This is a genomic window from Coleofasciculaceae cyanobacterium (genome assembly GCA_036703275.1).
In the GTDB taxonomy this organism is placed as follows: domain Bacteria; phylum Cyanobacteriota; class Cyanobacteriia; order Cyanobacteriales; family Xenococcaceae; genus Waterburya.
In genome coordinates this window covers 1-17,060 of the sequence record DATNPK010000107.1, presented here as the reverse complement: position 1 = coordinate 17,060, position 17,060 = coordinate 1, and the positions used below count along the sequence as shown (strand labels likewise).

General features: G+C 38.7%; 12 protein-coding genes. 7 read left to right on the top strand and 5 right to left on the bottom strand.

Translation table 11 applies throughout. The features are described 5' to 3' along the window. Positions 1-160: 160 nt before the first annotated feature. The gene (locus V6C71_23630; protein ID HEY9771447.1) at positions 161-502 is read right to left on the bottom strand and encodes a cupin domain-containing protein; all 342 of its coding nucleotides are present in this window, start codon (positions 500-502) and stop codon (positions 161-163) included. Between the two features lie 381 nt (positions 503-883). On the opposite strand from V6C71_23630, the gene V6C71_23625 reads away from it, so the two are divergent. Further along, positions 884-1,375, top strand: coding sequence for a DUF2243 domain-containing protein (locus V6C71_23625; protein HEY9771446.1), 492 nt, complete (start codon positions 884-886; stop codon positions 1,373-1,375). A 377-nt stretch (positions 1,376-1,752) separates the two neighbouring features. Beyond that, a complete protein-coding gene (locus tag V6C71_23620) occupies positions 1,753-5,784 on the top strand; it encodes a hypothetical protein (GenBank protein HEY9771445.1) in 4,032 nt (1,343 codons plus the stop codon). 85 nt (positions 5,785-5,869) lie between these two features. Here the strand turns inward: V6C71_23620 and V6C71_23615 are convergent, their stop codons facing one another. The 3 genes from V6C71_23615 to V6C71_23605 all read right to left on the bottom strand — a co-directional run bounded on the left by V6C71_23615 (position 5,870) and on the right by V6C71_23605 (position 9,326). Continuing rightward, entirely contained in the window at positions 5,870-5,998 is a 129-nt protein-coding gene (locus V6C71_23615) for a hypothetical protein (GenBank protein ID HEY9771444.1), read from the bottom strand. Positions 5,999-6,550: 552 nt separating this feature from the next. After that, positions 6,551-7,339, bottom strand: a complete 789-nt coding sequence (locus V6C71_23610; GenBank protein HEY9771443.1) for a WecB/TagA/CpsF family glycosyltransferase — start codon at positions 7,337-7,339, stop codon at positions 6,551-6,553. A gap of 367 nt (positions 7,340-7,706) precedes the next feature. Beyond that, on the bottom strand, positions 7,707-9,326 hold the full coding sequence (locus tag V6C71_23605) for an Hsp70 family protein (protein HEY9771442.1): 1,620 nt from the start codon (positions 9,324-9,326) through the stop codon (positions 7,707-7,709). Between the two features lie 221 nt (positions 9,327-9,547). Between V6C71_23605 and V6C71_23600 the strand changes: the two genes are divergently transcribed. Next, the gene (locus V6C71_23600) at positions 9,548-10,777 is read left to right on the top strand and encodes an HhoA/HhoB/HtrA family serine endopeptidase (GenBank protein ID HEY9771441.1); all 1,230 of its coding nucleotides are present in this window, start codon (positions 9,548-9,550) and stop codon (positions 10,775-10,777) included. 95 nt (positions 10,778-10,872) lie between these two features. Here the strand turns inward: V6C71_23600 and V6C71_23595 are convergent, their stop codons facing one another. Further along, on the bottom strand, positions 10,873-11,805 hold the full coding sequence (locus V6C71_23595; protein HEY9771440.1) for a VOC family protein: 933 nt from the start codon (positions 11,803-11,805) through the stop codon (positions 10,873-10,875). Positions 11,806-12,128: 323 nt separating this feature from the next. Here V6C71_23595 and V6C71_23590 point away from each other — a divergent pair, with 323 nt between their 5' ends. From V6C71_23590 to V6C71_23575, 4 genes are all read left to right on the top strand, one after another. Further along, positions 12,129-12,410 carry a DUF6679 family protein gene (locus V6C71_23590; GenBank protein ID HEY9771439.1) on the top strand — a complete coding sequence of 94 codons (282 nt, stop codon included), beginning with the start codon at positions 12,129-12,131 and terminating at the stop codon, positions 12,408-12,410. Positions 12,411-12,761: 351 nt separating this feature from the next. Next, a complete protein-coding gene (locus V6C71_23585) occupies positions 12,762-12,965 on the top strand; it encodes an NblA/ycf18 family protein (GenBank protein ID HEY9771438.1) in 204 nt (67 codons plus the stop codon). Positions 12,966-13,312: 347 nt separating this feature from the next. Further along, positions 13,313-15,511, top strand: coding sequence for a phosphoketolase (locus tag V6C71_23580; protein HEY9771437.1), 2,199 nt, complete (start codon positions 13,313-13,315; stop codon positions 15,509-15,511). A 721-nt stretch (positions 15,512-16,232) separates the two neighbouring features. After that, on the top strand, positions 16,233-17,060 hold an 828-nt coding region (locus V6C71_23575; protein HEY9771436.1), incomplete at its 3' end, for a transposase.

Sequence of the window (17,060 nt, the reverse complement as noted above, 5' to 3'; positions counted from 1 at the left end):
GTTAATTTCTTTTTCTCGGTGGGCAATACTAAGCTTGTATCCAATTCCAAAGTCCAATTGTTTGCCCACCCCACCGTTCAACTAAACTTAGGCGATCGCTCTATATATTAATCTAGTCTAAACCAAAAAATATTGAATCAGCAGCAAAGCCAAACTGCTTCTACGATTCATCTCTATCATGAATCCTAGCAGGAGGACTAGTAGTTTCAACTGCTGTAAAAGATTCAGTGATTTTATAAGTATGAGATGCACCTTTTGGTACTAGCCAAGAATCTCCAGGCTCTAGTTTAATTATCTGATCTTCTAAATGTAGTTCTGCTTTTCCCCCAATAACATAACCGACTGTTTCATATTCTCTGGCTTGTTGTGGTTTTGGCTCTCCTGGTTGCTCTTGCTCCCAAAGACGCATTGCCATACTTTTACCTGAAACCAAATATTTTTGATTCATTGCACCTGTTGGAGAGGTAGCGGAATTAACTTTTTTGACAGTGGTATCGCTCATATGTTTTTTTAATCAGAGATAATATTACTTGATAATTAGTATTACTCTAGTGCGATCGCTTAAATCTTTGCTTCTGCTCAAAGAGGGAGAAATAAAGCTAATTCATCTACAGTAAGCCAAAGATTGAAAAGGGGGAAAATTTGCATCCGACTAAAGTTGCAGATCCTTAAATTTTAGTGAGGTTAATTTTGGCAACAGTTTGCTTTAAAATTTGCTTTAAAATTATTTATTTCTAGCGATAGATAAAGCGATCGATTAGTTATTTTAAGATTTAAAAAATCAGCTCGAAAAGCTCAGTATTGAAAACATAGCACGATTGAATCCAAAGTTTGAATCATTAAAAACACCTTAACTTTCGCTTTAATAATTGATTACTAAAAAATGAAATCCGAAAATATTGGTCGCTTAAATCGTCAGCCTTTAATTATTGCAGGAATCTTACTGGGTTTAGGACAAGCTGGCTTTTTTGATGGGATTGTTTTTCATCAGCTGCTGCAATGGCATCATATGTTTACGAATGTTGAAAGTAGTAATACTGTTGCTGGTTTAGAACTAAACACTTTAGGCGATGGTTTGTTCCATCTTGTAGACTGGCTGATGACTCTAGCTGGATTAATCGTATTATGGTTAGCGGTAAGAAGAGATGATGTAGATTTGTCCACCTCAACTTTTATCGGTGCTTTTTGCATTGGCGCAGGTATGTTTAATATCACCGAAGGTATTCTAAGTCATCATCTTCTGCAAATTCATCACGTCAAACCAGGAGTACATCAGCTGGCTTGGGATTTAGGCTTTATTGGCGCAGGTATTTTGTCGGCAATTATTGGTGGAATCGTTCTCAATCGGCATCAATCGTTTGATAGTGTCAAATAAGACGTTCATCTGATTATGGTATGGTTTAGACTGATTGAGAGACTAAAAGACGGCAAGAATTATTAATTGCGATCTAATCCAAATCATCTTGCAGTTAGACAACCCTATAAATAAATATATTTTAGATTGGCTGTTGTATTCTGCTAGTTCGATAAATAATCAACAGCATTATAATTAAGTTAACTGGTATTAAATCATATCGATTTAACCAGATTATTCTCTTTAAAAAGTGTAAATTTACTGGAAATATGACCTGTTTAAATCAAGTTAACTTAGAATGTAATAACTGTTTATTTAAGATATTTTCCGTTATTATACTATGCCAAACTTAAACAAGCTAAGATATAAATAAGGCGTAAGTTAACTTCCAATTTCTTATGTCCTCGAATGGCGATTATACCAATCCTAATAATGAGTTTCAGGGCGATCGCTTCTCAGCAGAAACAAGCGAAACGAGTAGTAATCGTCAGTCTGAGTCTCAAAATAATGCTTGGCTAAGTATAGAGATATATATTAAAGCTAACCAACCAAGATTACTAGATGGTTTGGAACAGTGGTTGCAGTTAAACTTAATTAGCCAGGAACAAGTAAAAAAGCTAAGTCGTAATCATTTAAGCTGTGCTTTGCCCGATATAGAAGTAGTTAAACCTATTCTCGCTCCGACGCAAACTATTTTAGAGACGGAAGAAAAGGTTTTAGTTAAAACTGCCAAATCAGCGAATATTTTTGCTCGTATTTTACAAGGATTTTTAGATGAATTAAGCATTCGCTGGCTATTATTTTTAGGTATATTTTTAGTTGTTATTTCTTCAAGTGTTTTGGCTGCTAGCCAATGGCAAAACTTTCCCAAAGTTGGGCAATATTTAATTCTTCTAGCTTATACTATTGGGTTTTGGGGTACTGGCTTTTGGACGAGTAAACACAATAGTTTAAAACTAACTTCTCAGACAATAGGGGCGATCGCAACTTTATTAATACCAATTAACTTTTGGGCGATTAACCATTTAGGGTTGGGCAATAACCCGATAGATTGGCTGGTAATTGCGGTGGCTGCAATTATTTTAACAGCAATTGTTTATCTTTCCCCTTTACCAAAAAAAAGCAACAGAAGTGGATTTTTAATCCCGCTGCTTTTATTACTCAGCTATATACATCTTGGCTGGCAAATACCCTTATTGCCATTAGTTTCGATTTATGGGGGGATGATGGCAATTTGCTTAATTCACTATCGTTTTTTACTCCCACAACAGAAATATCCTCTGGTCAATTTATTATTTATCTTAGCAGCATGGTCATTATTACTAGTCCGAAAAATAATAACTAATGCCGAGCTTGCGCCTAATTATTGTTTAGCGATCGCTTTTTTAGCCTGGCTGTTGGCAACGATTTATTTAGCTCAGGCAAAGAAAATCGTTATTCCCCTAGATCGGCAAGAAGCAGCGGTTGCTGAGGCTTGGGGGCGCAAAATCTGTCAAGTATTCAGTCTGATTTTATTTACTCTAACTTGGTTAATATCGATTGTCGCAGGTATTACTAATTCGCCATTATTCTTTTGGCAAACTGTTAGCATCAGTGCCTTGGTAATTCATCTATTTAGTCAACGTCTAACGCTGTATTGGCGTAAGCAAGATCTAACCGCTATCTTCTTGATTGGCTTACAAACGCTCTATATCTCCAAAGAATTAATTCCTCATAGCTTACGTAACCAGGCTTTAGATCTGTCTGTTGCGGTTGGTAAAACTGAATATTTTCCTGAGTCGGTGTTGGGAGTAACTCTATTTCCTTATATAATATTATTTGTCTTCATTGCTACCTGGCTATATCGACGGCAGAAACTCCAGCTAGCTTTGTATACCGAATATTTGATTTTACTTCTAGGTATTGTCTTAACCTGTCTCAGTCTATCTAATCCTACTTGGCGATCGCTTAACTTAGTTTTTTCCACTCTTACTTTAGGTTATGTTGCGCATCTTCGTCAGCCAGTTAGAAGTAGCTTGATTTATCTAACTCACCTGCTAGGATTAATTACAATAGCTCAGGCGATCGCTGTTATTTTACCCGACTTGAGTAAATCCGTCTGGGGAAGTATTTTTGTCGCTTTAATGGCGATCGAGTGGATTGTTTATATCCGCCGAGTCAAACAACCTAGGATTAAACCTAACTCTCATTTTTCCTTACTCGAGCAAAGTTGTTGGCATTTTGGCTTATTACTTAGTGCTGTCAGCTACACCTGTTTCCTGGCAGATATCGAAGCTTCTACACCTAATGCTTTTCGTTGGGGATTAGTTTGGTTAATTACCCCTGTAATGTTAACTCTGGTTGCCAAAAACACTCGCAACATCAGGCAACGTCGCTTGGCAACTATGATTAGCTGTCTTGCTTTAATCGTGGCTCAATTATTAGTATTTGGCTCGCCTGAAACCAGATTTATTGGTTTGGCTACAGCGACAGGATTAATGTCACTTAACGCCTTTAATCTACGTCGCACTATAATTGCCATAATTCATTTAGGGTTTGTCTTAAGTCTTGTTGCTAGTCTGCTTAGTAGTTTCATCGGCAACAATCTTATCAGTTATGGGAATTTATTGCCCATAGGTGGGGCGACTATTCTCGGCTTGTACCAATTTCGTTTTTATCTAAAAAGAGCGATCGATGCCCCCAAATTTTCTTATATCTCCCAACGTAGCGCCCACGGGTTGTTAGGGGTTGGGGCAGAAACCAGAAATTTTAAACTAATTAATAAATATATTGCCGCAGCAGACTATTGGGCGATCGCTTTAATTACGTTGGCAATAGCTATTGTCAGCATTATTTATCTAGATCTGCGTGATTTTGGCGTTTATTGGCAGTATTTGTTAACCAGTGGTTTACTGATTAGTGCAATCTTCTGGCGTTATCGCCAGCAGCCTAATAATTTAGTTTTATACACTTTAACTTGGCTATGGGGATTATTTGCCGTCGGGTTAGTCATGCTTTTGGGACAAAGCAGTTTCCTTTTCGCTACTACTAATATCGTCTTGGGATTAGTGGCTTTGGGTGTATTAGGCAGGTTAGCTCAATCTGATTGCCCTTGGGCAAGGTTAAATCTAGCTCATATACCTCTGATTTACGCTGCTTTGGGATTAATCTGGCGACTTTCAGCTTTTAATGCCTATACAGGATGGTTAAGTCTGGGTGCAGCTTTTATCTTGATTAATACACAACAAAACAACGATCGAGCCAATGCCGTAATTAATTATTTCGGCTTTGCAGGTATCTCTTTAGGTATTTATGAATTAGTAATTTACCAGATGCAATCTGCACCAGGGGGTAGTGTCGCCGATGGTTTAACCATATTAGCTTTCATCGCTGCCGCGATCGCCTTTAGCTATCGTCTTGGTGCATGGTGGTATCGTCAACGCCAATATCCAACTCTCTTCAATCTTCGTCTAGCCAAAGTTATTCTCATCGCTCATATACACTGGGCGATTGGTAGTGTGCTTAAAGTTTTTGCTGCTGGTGTGGCGATCGAAAGTGTTATGCCCCGTCTTACTCTAGTTAGTATCGCTACTAGCTTTTGTTTAGGTGCTTATGCTGTAATTCAGGGTAAAGATCGTCAGGCAGATTCATCTGAGGCTAAAGACTGGTGGGTATATATCGGATTAGTCGAAATTGCTGCTACTTTAGTTTACAGTCGTCTCATTATTAGCAGATTAAGCCTCTTCGATCCTTGGCGAGTTATCTTTACCTGCGCCGTCGCTTGGTTAATTTATCAAATACCCTGGCAAAACTTTGGCTGGCGAGCAACTCCCTGGCGACGCACAGCCCTAATTATCCCAGCGCTAATGGCGTTGGTGATGGCAGAAGATATATCTTCTCTTAGCCTGCTAGTTACTGCCCTGTTTTATCTGCGCATTGCTTATGCGCAAAGAAATATCCGCTGGAGCTATATCAGCCTCGGATTGATTAACTGGGCGATAATTAGACTAGTTTGGCAATACAATACTGAATTTATTTGGATAGCGGGGATCATCAGCTTATCAATTTTATATATCGCCCAATACGATCCCTACTATCAATCTTATCGCCAACAACGTCACTATCTTCGTCTTGTCGGCAGCAGCATTATTTGTATATTTGCGTTGTTTGAACAACCAGGAATCATGACTGGCGCGATCGCCTTTGCCTTTATTTTTATTGGTCTAGGTTTTAAAGTTAGAGCCTTTTTGTTTACAGGAACAATCACACTAATTATAACCGTTATACATCAGCTAATTATCTTGGTAGTAACTTATTCTTTCTTGAAATGGGTAATAGGATTACTAACAGGAATTTGCTCTATTGCGATCGCGGCAGGATTTGAAAAACAGCGCGATCGCGCTTTAAACCAGTTAAAAAATTACACCAGCAAGCTACAAAATTGGCACTAAAAAGCTGCTTTAGAATAGCTTAACAATTAGCCAAACTAATGGCACTGTTTAACAATTTTTTAACAATATTCAACTATAAAGAAACCTAGACAATGCGATTAATCACCTCTTTTCGAGCGTCTAAACTTGGTCTATTGGAAGACTTGCTACTCAAATTCAAAAACAAGTAAACACAAAAAGTAATAATTCCAGCTAACACGATTTTTTCCAACATTAGTAATTCCTCAATGACCTTTACCCATAACTTATTATGTCTCACATATAGCATTTCGGCTACAGCAAGTTGGCTTAATTTACGCTTATAAATCAAAACTTCAAGTTCCAAATTAATTTTCTAGCTTAGTTAATTAGAACTATAGTTATTGGAATAATTTCTCAATCAACCAAGTACGTCAACTCAAATAAATTTTGGCTTGTTAACTAAATTTAGTTATTATCGACTAAGCAATTTTAAGCATAATTTAGCAATATTAAAAATTATTAACTTGCGATCTCAACTAAGAATTATTAAGGTGAAGTTACTTAAGTAGTCGTGCAAAATAAATTTCCTAGTTGAGATCGGGGAAAGGCGAAAGGGGAAAGGCAAAATCAAATGTGCAATTAATGAGGACGCGATTTGTAAGGTTGCCTCAGGAATTAAAGCCGTCCGTTTCGCCTAGGTACTTACAAAGGTTAAACTGCCTTTCTTATATTGGCACGAAATTTAACCAAGAAAGAACCTAGTTTGATGTTGCCATGCACTATCAAAACAGAATGTAATCAAACATTAATTGTCTTGATTCAAATAAGTTTTTCTCAAAAAAGTTTTTTTACGATTTAAATTAAGTTTCTGGCGCAAAATTAACGCAAAAAACCCAAGATCTTCTACCAAATATCTTCTCCAAAGTCTACCAGGCTCTAAAATTAAGCGATAAAGCCACTCTAAACCAGCTGAACTCATCCATGCAGGAGCTCGACGCAGGTTTCCTGCTTCAAAGTCCAAAGTTGCGCCAATCGCAAAGAAAGTGGAAACTCTTGGTAAGCTAGCCTTATATTTACCAATCCATTTTTCCTGCTTGGGTGCGCCGACTCCCACTGCCAAGACATTAGCTCCAGAGCGATCAATTATCTCAACAATCTTGCTACACTCTGCGGGATCTTTTTCAAAGCCGAAAGGAGGAGAATAAGAACCAATAACCATATTGCGCCCAACTTTAGCATTGATTCTACGACTAGCTTTTTCGGCTACGCCTTCCAAACCGCCCAACAAAAATATTTTAACGTTCTTATCACTACTGTAGCAGTGGTAAAAAGCGGGAAATAAATCCGAACCCGATACTTTTTCGTCAATTGGCTGTCCTAAAAAGCGCGAGGCATATAAAATCAATTGACTATCGCACACTCGATAATCGGCATCTTGATATACTTGATAAAATTCACGATCTTTCTGTAGCTTGACCAGATGATCTACGTTAGGTGTAAATACAACTCCACCATTTTGCAACCTATCTAAAAGCTCGTACATTCCTATATTATCGATAGGAATATTTAATATATTTACCCGCTTATAGTTCATTATTTTTGTGATTTTCTGTTGTCTGGGACAGGTAGTTACTATGCTGCAATATTCTTACTTTTACTTTTCTTACGTTGAACTTTTGAATTTAATGCCCTTATGTAATTATTACTAGAGCATAATAACTAAACTAGTCATTGTACTGAAAACTATTAATGTAGTATTTAGATTGCTATGAAGTATGAAATTGCAGATTTGAAATATTGAGCATAGCTAAACGGTAGCTATTATTGAAACATAATTAAGGTTCAGTCGATTGTAGTCAAGCTAAGACCTCCTAAATGTACAAATATTCTGTGAAATTAAACAAAATTACAAAATTTAGCCCTGGTTGATTTCACATAAGTACATATTACAGTATGCTTCGTTAATTTAGCTTGACTACTATGTAATTATTCAGTAAAGATTTCTGAGTCAATAAGTCTTTGATCGTAATACGTAAGTACCTCTGTCGATCGACGTTAAATAATAGTCTAAGGCGATCGCTGCCAGGGTTTCCCACTGGTTCAAGCCGAGCAATAGTCCTCGCTCCCTCACGGTCGTTTAACGGCTGAACTTTGTTATGATTACCCTCTACAGTGCGAGTAATTAGGCGATCGCCATCAAAATACACTTCAGTAGCGGTGTCCATACTCAATTCGCCAATAATCAGCTCAATACTGCTCTGATTGGGCTGAGAAGCTCCCAAAACCAGTTCGGCTGGCTGCTGCATCGGATAAGGTTGTCCAGTTTTAATAATCGGATGCCAATCATGGCTGTTGGTTTTACGATTCCAATAGCGAATGCCATAGCTATGATATAAAAAGTCTTGTACCTCAGCGGTTTGAGACACTTGTAATGCACCTGTGGCGATCGCCTCAAACTGAAGTTGGTTCTTTATCTTAGCTTTATCAAAATACTGCTCGATCCAATTTTGTACGGCGGGAATCTGTACCGAACCACCCACCAGTAATATTGAATCGATATCGGTAGCTACAATACCATTACGTTTAGCCTGCTGCAATACTCGCTCCATTAAACCATCAAGTTGGGCAAAAAAACCCTGCTGTTCTAAAATAGTCTCAAAGCGATCGCGATCCAAGCTCAGATCGTAAGTTTCAAAGGTTTCATCATTAAAGTAAACTTCTTTAGCTGACTCACTGCTAGAGAGCTTGATCTTGAGCCTCTCAGCCAAACGGGTAGTCAAGGCAGATTTAGGCAGTTCCTGAGTAGTAGCAAAATAATCCACTAACCAATTATCAATATCTGCACCACCCAGATTATCTCCCGCTTTAGCAACTACCTGAGCCGTGTTCTTTTGTTGGGCAGTATTTTTCCCCAGCATTTTTTGACCCCACTTAAGCAAATAACCACTTTGAGGATTTTTAGACGAAAGCCTTACTAAAGAAAAATCAACCGTACCGCCACCAAAATCCACTACCAGTAACAACTCTCGCTCTGCTGCACCATAGCCCAAAGCAGCAGCAGTAGGCTCATCCAAAATCCGAATTTGTTTTACCGCCAATGACTGACAGATTTCCATCAGCCATTGACGATAGGATTCAAAGCTATCAACGGGAACAGTCAAAACCAAAGATTCTAGATCTTCCGCCGTTTCTCCCTGAAGACTGGTAATCAACTCGCGTAAAAACCATTCCCCGATTTGCTCAAAAGAGATCTTTTGACCATCCAGTTCGGGTAAAAAGCCCTGAATTTCAGTACCGATGCCCCGTTTAAAATTACGAAAAAATCTCAAATCACTCTTTAGATCCAAACCGCGATCGCGCACTGTTTGTCCTGCCATAATCTTTTCCAGCGCGGCATCTTCTACATAAATCAAACTAGGAATTAAAGGAGGTAGAGAGCTAAACTCTTGAGATAAACCAGGTAGCTTCACCAGTTCAGCTTTTCCTGTAGCCATGTTCCAACGAGCGATCGTGGTATTGCTAGTGCCAAAATCAATTGCATACGAGTTAGGAGAACTAGGACTATTTACCATGGCAAGCATCAATAACAATGAAAGATTATTGCAAATTAGTTTATCGTTTTAAGTTGACCAGAGGTAATAGATAATAAGCCATAAATATTTCGGCGCTCAAACTGCTTGAGCTTTCCTAATAGTTCCTAAATTGTAGGCCGATAACCTCGATCGCAAATTAAGAAATCAAATATTTAGTCAGGCTATGATATGAAAGTATGAATAATTGAATAAATTCAAATTGACCAATAATGAAAAACAAGCGATTTCTAGGTAAAGTGGCTAGCCACGCTACAGCACTTTTTTTAGGAGTCATTTTGACTTTTAGCACCATTAGAGTAATGTCTTCCCAGGCGGACACATTACCTTTGAACTTTAAATTAAACTATAAGCAGAATCCTATTGCTCTCAAGAGCGAACCAGCAATTCTGGCACAAGCACCTGTTGCCAGTAATTCTGGTAGTTTTGTGGCAGAAGCGGTGGCAAAAACAGGTCCAGCAGTAGTCAGAATTGATACAGAGAGAACCGTTGCCACCAGAATGGATCCTTTATTTGAAGATCCCTTCTTTCGCGAATTTTTTGGCGATCGCTTGGGCGGTGCGATGCCGCCAGAAAGGCAGGTACGGGGACAAGGTTCAGGATTTATTACCCAAAAAGACGGTATTGTTTTGACCAATGCTCACGTAGTTAGTGGCGCAGAGCGAGTGACGGTTACACTCAAAGATGGACGAGAATTTGAAGGAGTGGTCAAAGGCACAGATGAAGTTACAGATTTGGCAGTAGTCAAAATTGAAGCTTCGGGGATAGATCTCCCTATTGCTCCTTTGGGTAATTCGGAAAATGTTCAGGTTGGTGACTGGGCGATCGCTGTGGGAAACCCCGTAGGTTTAAATAACACCGTTACTTTAGGCATTATTAGTACTTTAACTCGCTCCTCAGCTCAGGTTGGTATCCCTGATAAGCGCATCGACTTTCTGCAAACTGATGCAGCAATTAACCCCGGTAATTCTGGCGGACCATTATTAAATCAACGGGGAGAGGTAATTGGCATTAATACGGCAATTCGCCCTGATGCTAACGGCATTGGCTTTGCTATACCAATCGATCAGGCAAGATCGATCACTAATACTTTAGCTGCGGGTAAGCAAGTTCCTCATCCTTATATTGGGGTGCAGATGCTGACGCTAACTCCAGAATTAGCCCAGAAAAACAACAGTAATCCCAATTCTCCCTTTACTATTCCTGAAGTTGAAGGAGTCTTGATCGTCAGAGTTTTACCCAGCACTCCAGCAGAGGCAGCAGGATTACGCTTGGGTGATGTAATTACCGCTATTGATGGTCAGGCAGTTACTGATGCAAGTCAGTTGCAAACCATCGTTGACGGCAGTGGTTTAGATAAGAATCTCCAGTTTACCGTTAAGCGAGGCGATCGCACTTTGAAATTGCGAGTCGTTACTACTCAATTGGAGGGACTATCTTAAATAGCTCTTAGCTTTTATCTTGATAATATTCCCCTAAATAAATAGACGCTGCACTTTAACTTACAAGATAATGCAGCGTTTTTTTTGTCATCACATTACGCTTCTACCAGATGTAAAACGTGACCATCTAAATCTCTGATTGCTAAAGCCTGACTGAATCCCAACTCGCTATTAGACATTTTAATTATGCCAGGCGAGATAAACTGACAGGGTGCAGAGCGCAATTGTTCGGCTAAAGTAGCTAAATCGGATACGCAGATAACTGTTTGATAAAGCCATAAATCGTTAGCCTGACTATCTACAGGCATATTTCTACCATTGGTAGGAGCAATATATTCTAGTAATTCAAAACCAATACCAGCATCACCCTTCATGCTATTTACCTGGACTCTTGAGCCGAAAACACCAGTAATGTGTTCAAATTCGTTGCCGTAATTTTCTGCCTGTAACATTAACTTTAAATTAAGGCGATCGCGATATAAACCAAAACTAGCCTCGGCATCTTTTACTCCTACTGCACTGTGGTCAATTCCTAAAAACAATTGCTCTGTATCTTTTAACCACTTTTTATCTGCTTTGTCTGGTGGAAACTGAATCAACTCTAAATTGTGTCCGTCAGGATCTTTAAAATAAAATGCTTTTACTCCACCCAGTTTTTTATTCCATTCTGGCAACTGCTGAGGACTAGTAGAGGTATGTTTAATATTGTGTTGACGCACCTGCTGATAAGCTCGATCCATATCGCTCACTACGATCGCAATGTGTTGAAACCAGCGATCGTTACTACGAGAATCTACGGGTATTGGTCTTCCTTGAGGGGTCAGATATTCCATCAAAGCAATAACTTCTTCTCCAAGCTGCATCTGAACAATTCGCATCCGCAGACCAAACACTCCCTGTAACTTCTCCCAGTCTTCTCCTGCAACTTCCGTATCCTTAATTTTTTGAAAAGATAGAACTTCTGAATAAAACTTGACTGACTGTTCTAGGTTGGCAACAGTCATGGCGACATATTGGATATTAGACATTAACTAGGCTCAGATTACTTTATCTAGATTTTAAATTACGCAGGGATAAAGCGATCGCGCCTCTAACTAAGGAAAAGTTTAGCTGAGGTTTTTTAGCAAAATTTGATTAATTTCACTGATGCTTGTCTAAAAGAGCAATAGTCCAAGCTGATAACTGGCTCTAATTTCCAATGCCATATTACACAACGATTATATAATTTTCTTTTTGCCATCTATCTTAAGTAAGATTAGTTTTGTGATGAATGTTCGTGCAGAGCAAAAAAATATAACTTATAGTGGATAAAATATTTTAATAATAGTGTAGGTAATTCAATTTTGTTTTTATAGAAAGCAAACTAACGGAACTAATCGGTCAGTCTAATATTTGGTTGTATATTAAAAGCAGCAATGGTTGGCTTAAAAATGTGGAAATTTTAGAAGTAGGGTCAGACGTTGTGACTTTTCGTTACCAGCATGAGTCTTCCGCCGAAGTAAAGGTATGGGAAAAAACAACCAGATTAGATAATGTTTTAGAAATAGACATCCGTTTAGTAGCTGTACCCAGATGCGAACAGAAGATTCAGGACGTGAGAGATAAATTTACTAAATTGCTCGAGCAAGAATAATTGTCTACAGGTATTATCTTTAGTACTAAGCCAAAGAAAAATAATTTATATACTTCAAATTTATCTATCGAGCGTATCTCGAACATCGTCAAGGTTTACTTCAATCTTTGGCGATTTTCATGACTAATTTTTTTCCTAATGATAAATAAAAAGCTGGATCTAGCTTACGCAATACATTCGGTTATTACTACTTTAGGTAGAGCTGATTTTATTAAGACTTTGTCTAGAATATAAAAGTAATCAGTAATTAGCTAAGTGAATAGTTTAAATGAAACCTAATTAATCAACTATTAAATTTAAATTTTGCTAGGTAATTATTGAATCAAAGCTACCTGTATGGAGGTAAAGATTATGGATAAGCTAGAAAATAAGCTGTCTATAGAACAAGAATTTAATCATCGAGTTTTTGCAAGTAGAGTCCAAGAACTGTCTCGCGAAGAGGCTCAGGAGCTATTAGTGCAATTACACGAACAAATGCTGCATAAAGACAATATTTATAAGCAACTAATTTTGAGTCAAGGAAAAGATATTGTCGATTCTCTATTCGATCGTTAATAAATAACTAAACAAGATAAATAAGTAATTGGATATCGGGCTTCCTTAATGAATATTAGGGAAGTTTTTTTTATAGTTATGTATTGTACTTTATGGTGTAAATTGGTGTTTAAACTGGCAATTTTTTAGTTCAAAGTCAGAAGCTTCTATATATAAGAAAAATTGCCGCTTCTTGCTAAACAATAACAATTTATTTAACGCCTGAATCTCTCCAGCTAGAATAGTTCACTTACAAAAGATAAATAGTTATCAATACAACCCATAGAAAGATCTGGTCGTTGCTCTATCCCGCAAAACTGTAAGATTTACTTAACACTTGCAATTTGATCGTAGAAGGATAGATTCTTATGACCATCGCCACTAACATTCCCGGTTTTTGTCAAGGTATTCAACATTTTCCAGAAAGCTTACCTGGTTTCGAGCAGTATGGACAGGAATTAGCTATCAAATCAGGACAAACAGCGATCGCTTCTCCCTCAGACAAAGCAGCAGTTTATCAAACTATGTTGGCTGCCGATGCCTTACGCTATCTAACCCTTAAGATTACCGCTAGTAAACAGTCAGGACACCCAGGAGGGTTTGCCAGTATTGCCGATACCATCGCTGCATTAGTTATGCTGGGATACAAAAATTTGATTACCGAAGTAGGGCATCATGCCCCAGGCTTTTATAGCAATGTCTTTCTAGATACATCTTTAGAGATAATGGGGATCAATAGCGTTCAGGATCTGCGCGATCGCTTTCGCGAAATGCACGGTTTGTTGGGACACCTTTCAGGACAAATCCCAGGCTTACTTAGCCCCGCAGGACCATTGGGACAAGGGCAACACTTTGCCATGGCAGGGGCAAAACTACATCCAGGGGTTTTATTTCCCGTAACTATTGGTGATGGTGGTCTAGGTGAACCATACATCATGAGTAGCTTTGGGCATTTTCATACAGCATTTCCCCAGGTAACTAACTTCCTACCGATTTTAGTCTGGAATGGCTTTTCCCAGGAACATCATAGTATGGTTTCTACGATGACCAATGAGGAAATGATCGCTTACTGGAAAGGTAACGGTTTTGCTGAGGTAATTCTAGTTAATGCCAAAGATTACGATGATACGAATCAACCAGGGGACTATGTAAACAGTACTAAGTTCTCTTTTGAGGGTAGAATGGCGTTTACTCAGGCAGTATTAGAGGCAACGGACAAGGCAGCAAAATCGGCACTGGGCGGTAAACTAACGGTACTAATTGTCAAACAGCTCAAAGGTTCAGGGGTACATAAAAGTGGCGCACAGTCTCATAATCTCTATCCAGGAGACAGCGTAGACAAGGATTATATCGTTGCTGCCTTAAAAGAAAGAGCTTTAACTCCCGAAGCTTGGCAATTAGTACGCAATAACTATGTTCGTTCTAATGGTGGTGCAGCAGTCGAGACAGCCATTACCGAAAAAGAGTATTTTATTCCCGATTTGGGTGAAATTCCTTTAGAAGAATATACAGTCGGGGGAGAGAAACAAGTAGCAACTACTGCCATGGGTGCGATCGCAGCTTATGTCGGACAACAAGACAAAGACTTTATCGTGGCAAATGCGGACGGTAACGCGGCTTCAGGAATCAAAAACATCAACACGGCATTAAAAATTATTCATCCTACCCCAGACGAAACTTATTCTCAACAGCCTAATGGACAGGTATATGAGCCCTTAAGCGAAGATGCTTGTGCTGGCTTAGCAGCAGCTCAGGCTTTATTTGGGGCGCGAACTCTCTGGTGTTCTTATGAATCTTTTGCGATCAACGGTTTACCTATCTGGCAAACGGTTACTCAAGCGATGGCAGAATTGCGCCGATCTACCCCTTCTACGATTACTCTATTTACCGCAGGGGCATTAGAACAAGGGCGCAACGGCTGGACACACCAACGCCCTGAAGTCGAGAATTACTTTGCCGGCATGATGCGTAACGGCAATATTTTTGCTCTTTTTCCTTGCGATGCTAATAGTATTCAGGTTTGTTATGAATGGGCATTGGGTACAAAAAACAAAGGTGTTACCATCACCGCTAGTAAATCTCCTTTAGAAATCCGCACTACTTTAGAACAAACCCGCGCAGGATTAGCCAAAGGAGGCATAGTTTTACAAGAAACCCCAGGAGATAAAACAGTTGTTTTTGCCGTCATCGGTGATATGACTTTAATACCCGTCTTTGCAGCTGCCGAACAGTTAAGTTCTCACGGAATTGGTTCTAAAATTGTTTCAGTAATCAATCCCCGCCGTTTATACCGTCCTACAGATGTAGCTTGGGATAGTTGCAGTCAGCAGGATGGCGAATTTCTCGGTGATGCTGAGTTTTCCGCTATGTTTGATGGTGATGCTTTATTAGGTGTTACTGGTGGTTCGAGTGCTATGTTAGAACCCGTGATGTTGCGGAGTAATAGTAAGCGCGATGTTTTTGCCTGGAAACGAGGAGAAACTACGGCTAGTGCTGCACAGATTATGGAATTTAACGGTATTACGGCGGATAATTTTGTTAAACGAGCAATGGAGTTGATTGGTTAGGTTTTTAGATGGGAAAGGTGGGCAGTTGCCCACCCTTCAACTACTTTGTTGTTTTATTTGCCAAGAGATATTTTGTCCAGAAACACGTTAAAGTTGTTTTAATACTTATAATACACATCAAAAGTATTAAAATTCTTTTATTCATTTGAATCCATACTATATATGGAGCAACAGAGTCTTATTTATTAGATAAAAGACTGTGGTGGACTTTGGCTGATTTAAGAACATTATGCAACGATCCATTTTTTTTCTCTGATAATAATGAAATTCCTTCAGGAGGAGTGTTTCTAGAGCAATACGAATAAGAGGGGTACAGTGAGTTTTTAAATTTAGATAATATTGCTTTGATAGAAGTGCCTGCAATTAAATATTGGCAATTAACTTGTGAAGATAGCCCTGATTTACTAGAGTATAGAGAACTTTCCCCATATTTGCCCCTATCAAAATAATTAAAGTTCTTGATGGTTAGGTTGAGCGAAGTATAACTCAAGGTTTTTAAATTATTACTCTGTCTGAATTAAAAGTATTGAAATTAATTGCGATCGCTTTATTGAATTTACAAGGCATTGAAGAGAAATGCGATCGCTTTTAAATTTCTACTTTACTTTTCGAGTGTGAGCGAGAAGACCCCTGTGATTTATCCATGGGGATGAGAGCAAACTCAACAACGAAGGATTGAGAGTAGTTTACACAAAGAGCTGCTTCGTGGTAAAATATTACTATGAAACAGTTAAGAGGTTTTAAATCTAGATTTTATCCGACTTCAGCGCAGCGATTGGAGCTGGCGCAGACATTCGGATGCGCTAGATTTGTCTTTAACTGGGCATTAGCTTTAAGGACTAATAGCTACTACCAGGATAATGTTTCTCTTACCTATACAGACACCTCTAATGCTTTAACTAAGCTGAAGAAAGACCCTGAAAAACCTTGGTTAAAACAAGTCTCTGCTGTTCCATTGCAGCAAGGGTTAAGACATTTAAATACTGCTTTTTTGAATTTCTTCAAAGGTAAAACCAAATACCCTAGATTCAAGAAAAAGAACAATAGGCAGTCAGCTCACTATGCACCTAATGCCTTTACCTGGCGCGATGGTAAATTAACTCTAGCTAAAATGTCTCAACCTTTAAAGATTAAATGGAGTAGGTATTTTACTGGCGAACCAAGAAGCGTAACTATTTCCAAAGATCCAAGCAACAGGTATTTCGTTTCATTCTTAGTGGAAGAAAAACTAGAACAATGGGAACCAGCCACAGAAGAAATAGGAATCGATCTAGGCATTAAAGATGTAGTAGTTTGCTCAAATGGGTTCGCTTCTGGCAATCCTAAGCACTATCAAAAATATCAGCTTAGGCTCAAAATTCTACAGCGCAGACTAGCGTCTAAAAAGAAAGGTTCTAACAATCGATACAAGGCAAGGCTAAAAGTAGCAAAGCTTCACGCTAAGATTGCCGATTGTAGACTTGATTTTTTACACAAGCTGAGTACAAAACTAGTTAGCGAAAGCCAAGCTATCTATACCGAGACTCTGGCAGTAAAAAACATGATGGCG

Bases quoted from the DNA above. Each gene is read 5' to 3' on its own strand.
- V6C71_23630 (HEY9771447.1), bottom strand. From the start codon at position 502: ATGAGCGATACCACTGTCAAAAAAGTTAATTCCGCTACCTCTCCAACA.
- V6C71_23625 (HEY9771446.1), top strand. From the start codon at position 884: ATGAAATCCGAAAATATTGGTCGCTTAAATCGTCAGCCTTTAATTATT.
- V6C71_23620 (HEY9771445.1), top strand. From the start codon at position 1,753: ATGTCCTCGAATGGCGATTATACCAATCCTAATAATGAGTTTCAGGGC.
- V6C71_23615 (HEY9771444.1), bottom strand. From the start codon at position 5,998: ATGTTGGAAAAAATCGTGTTAGCTGGAATTATTACTTTTTGTGTTTAC.
- V6C71_23610 (HEY9771443.1), bottom strand. From the start codon at position 7,339: ATGAACTATAAGCGGGTAAATATATTAAATATTCCTATCGATAATATA.
- V6C71_23605 (HEY9771442.1), bottom strand. From the start codon at position 9,326: ATGCTTGCCATGGTAAATAGTCCTAGTTCTCCTAACTCGTATGCAATT.
- V6C71_23600 (HEY9771441.1), top strand. From the start codon at position 9,548: ATGAAAAACAAGCGATTTCTAGGTAAAGTGGCTAGCCACGCTACAGCA.
- V6C71_23595 (HEY9771440.1), bottom strand. From the start codon at position 11,805: ATGTCTAATATCCAATATGTCGCCATGACTGTTGCCAACCTAGAACAG.
- V6C71_23585 (HEY9771438.1), top strand. From the start codon at position 12,762: ATGGATAAGCTAGAAAATAAGCTGTCTATAGAACAAGAATTTAATCAT.
- V6C71_23580 (HEY9771437.1), top strand. From the start codon at position 13,313: ATGACCATCGCCACTAACATTCCCGGTTTTTGTCAAGGTATTCAACAT.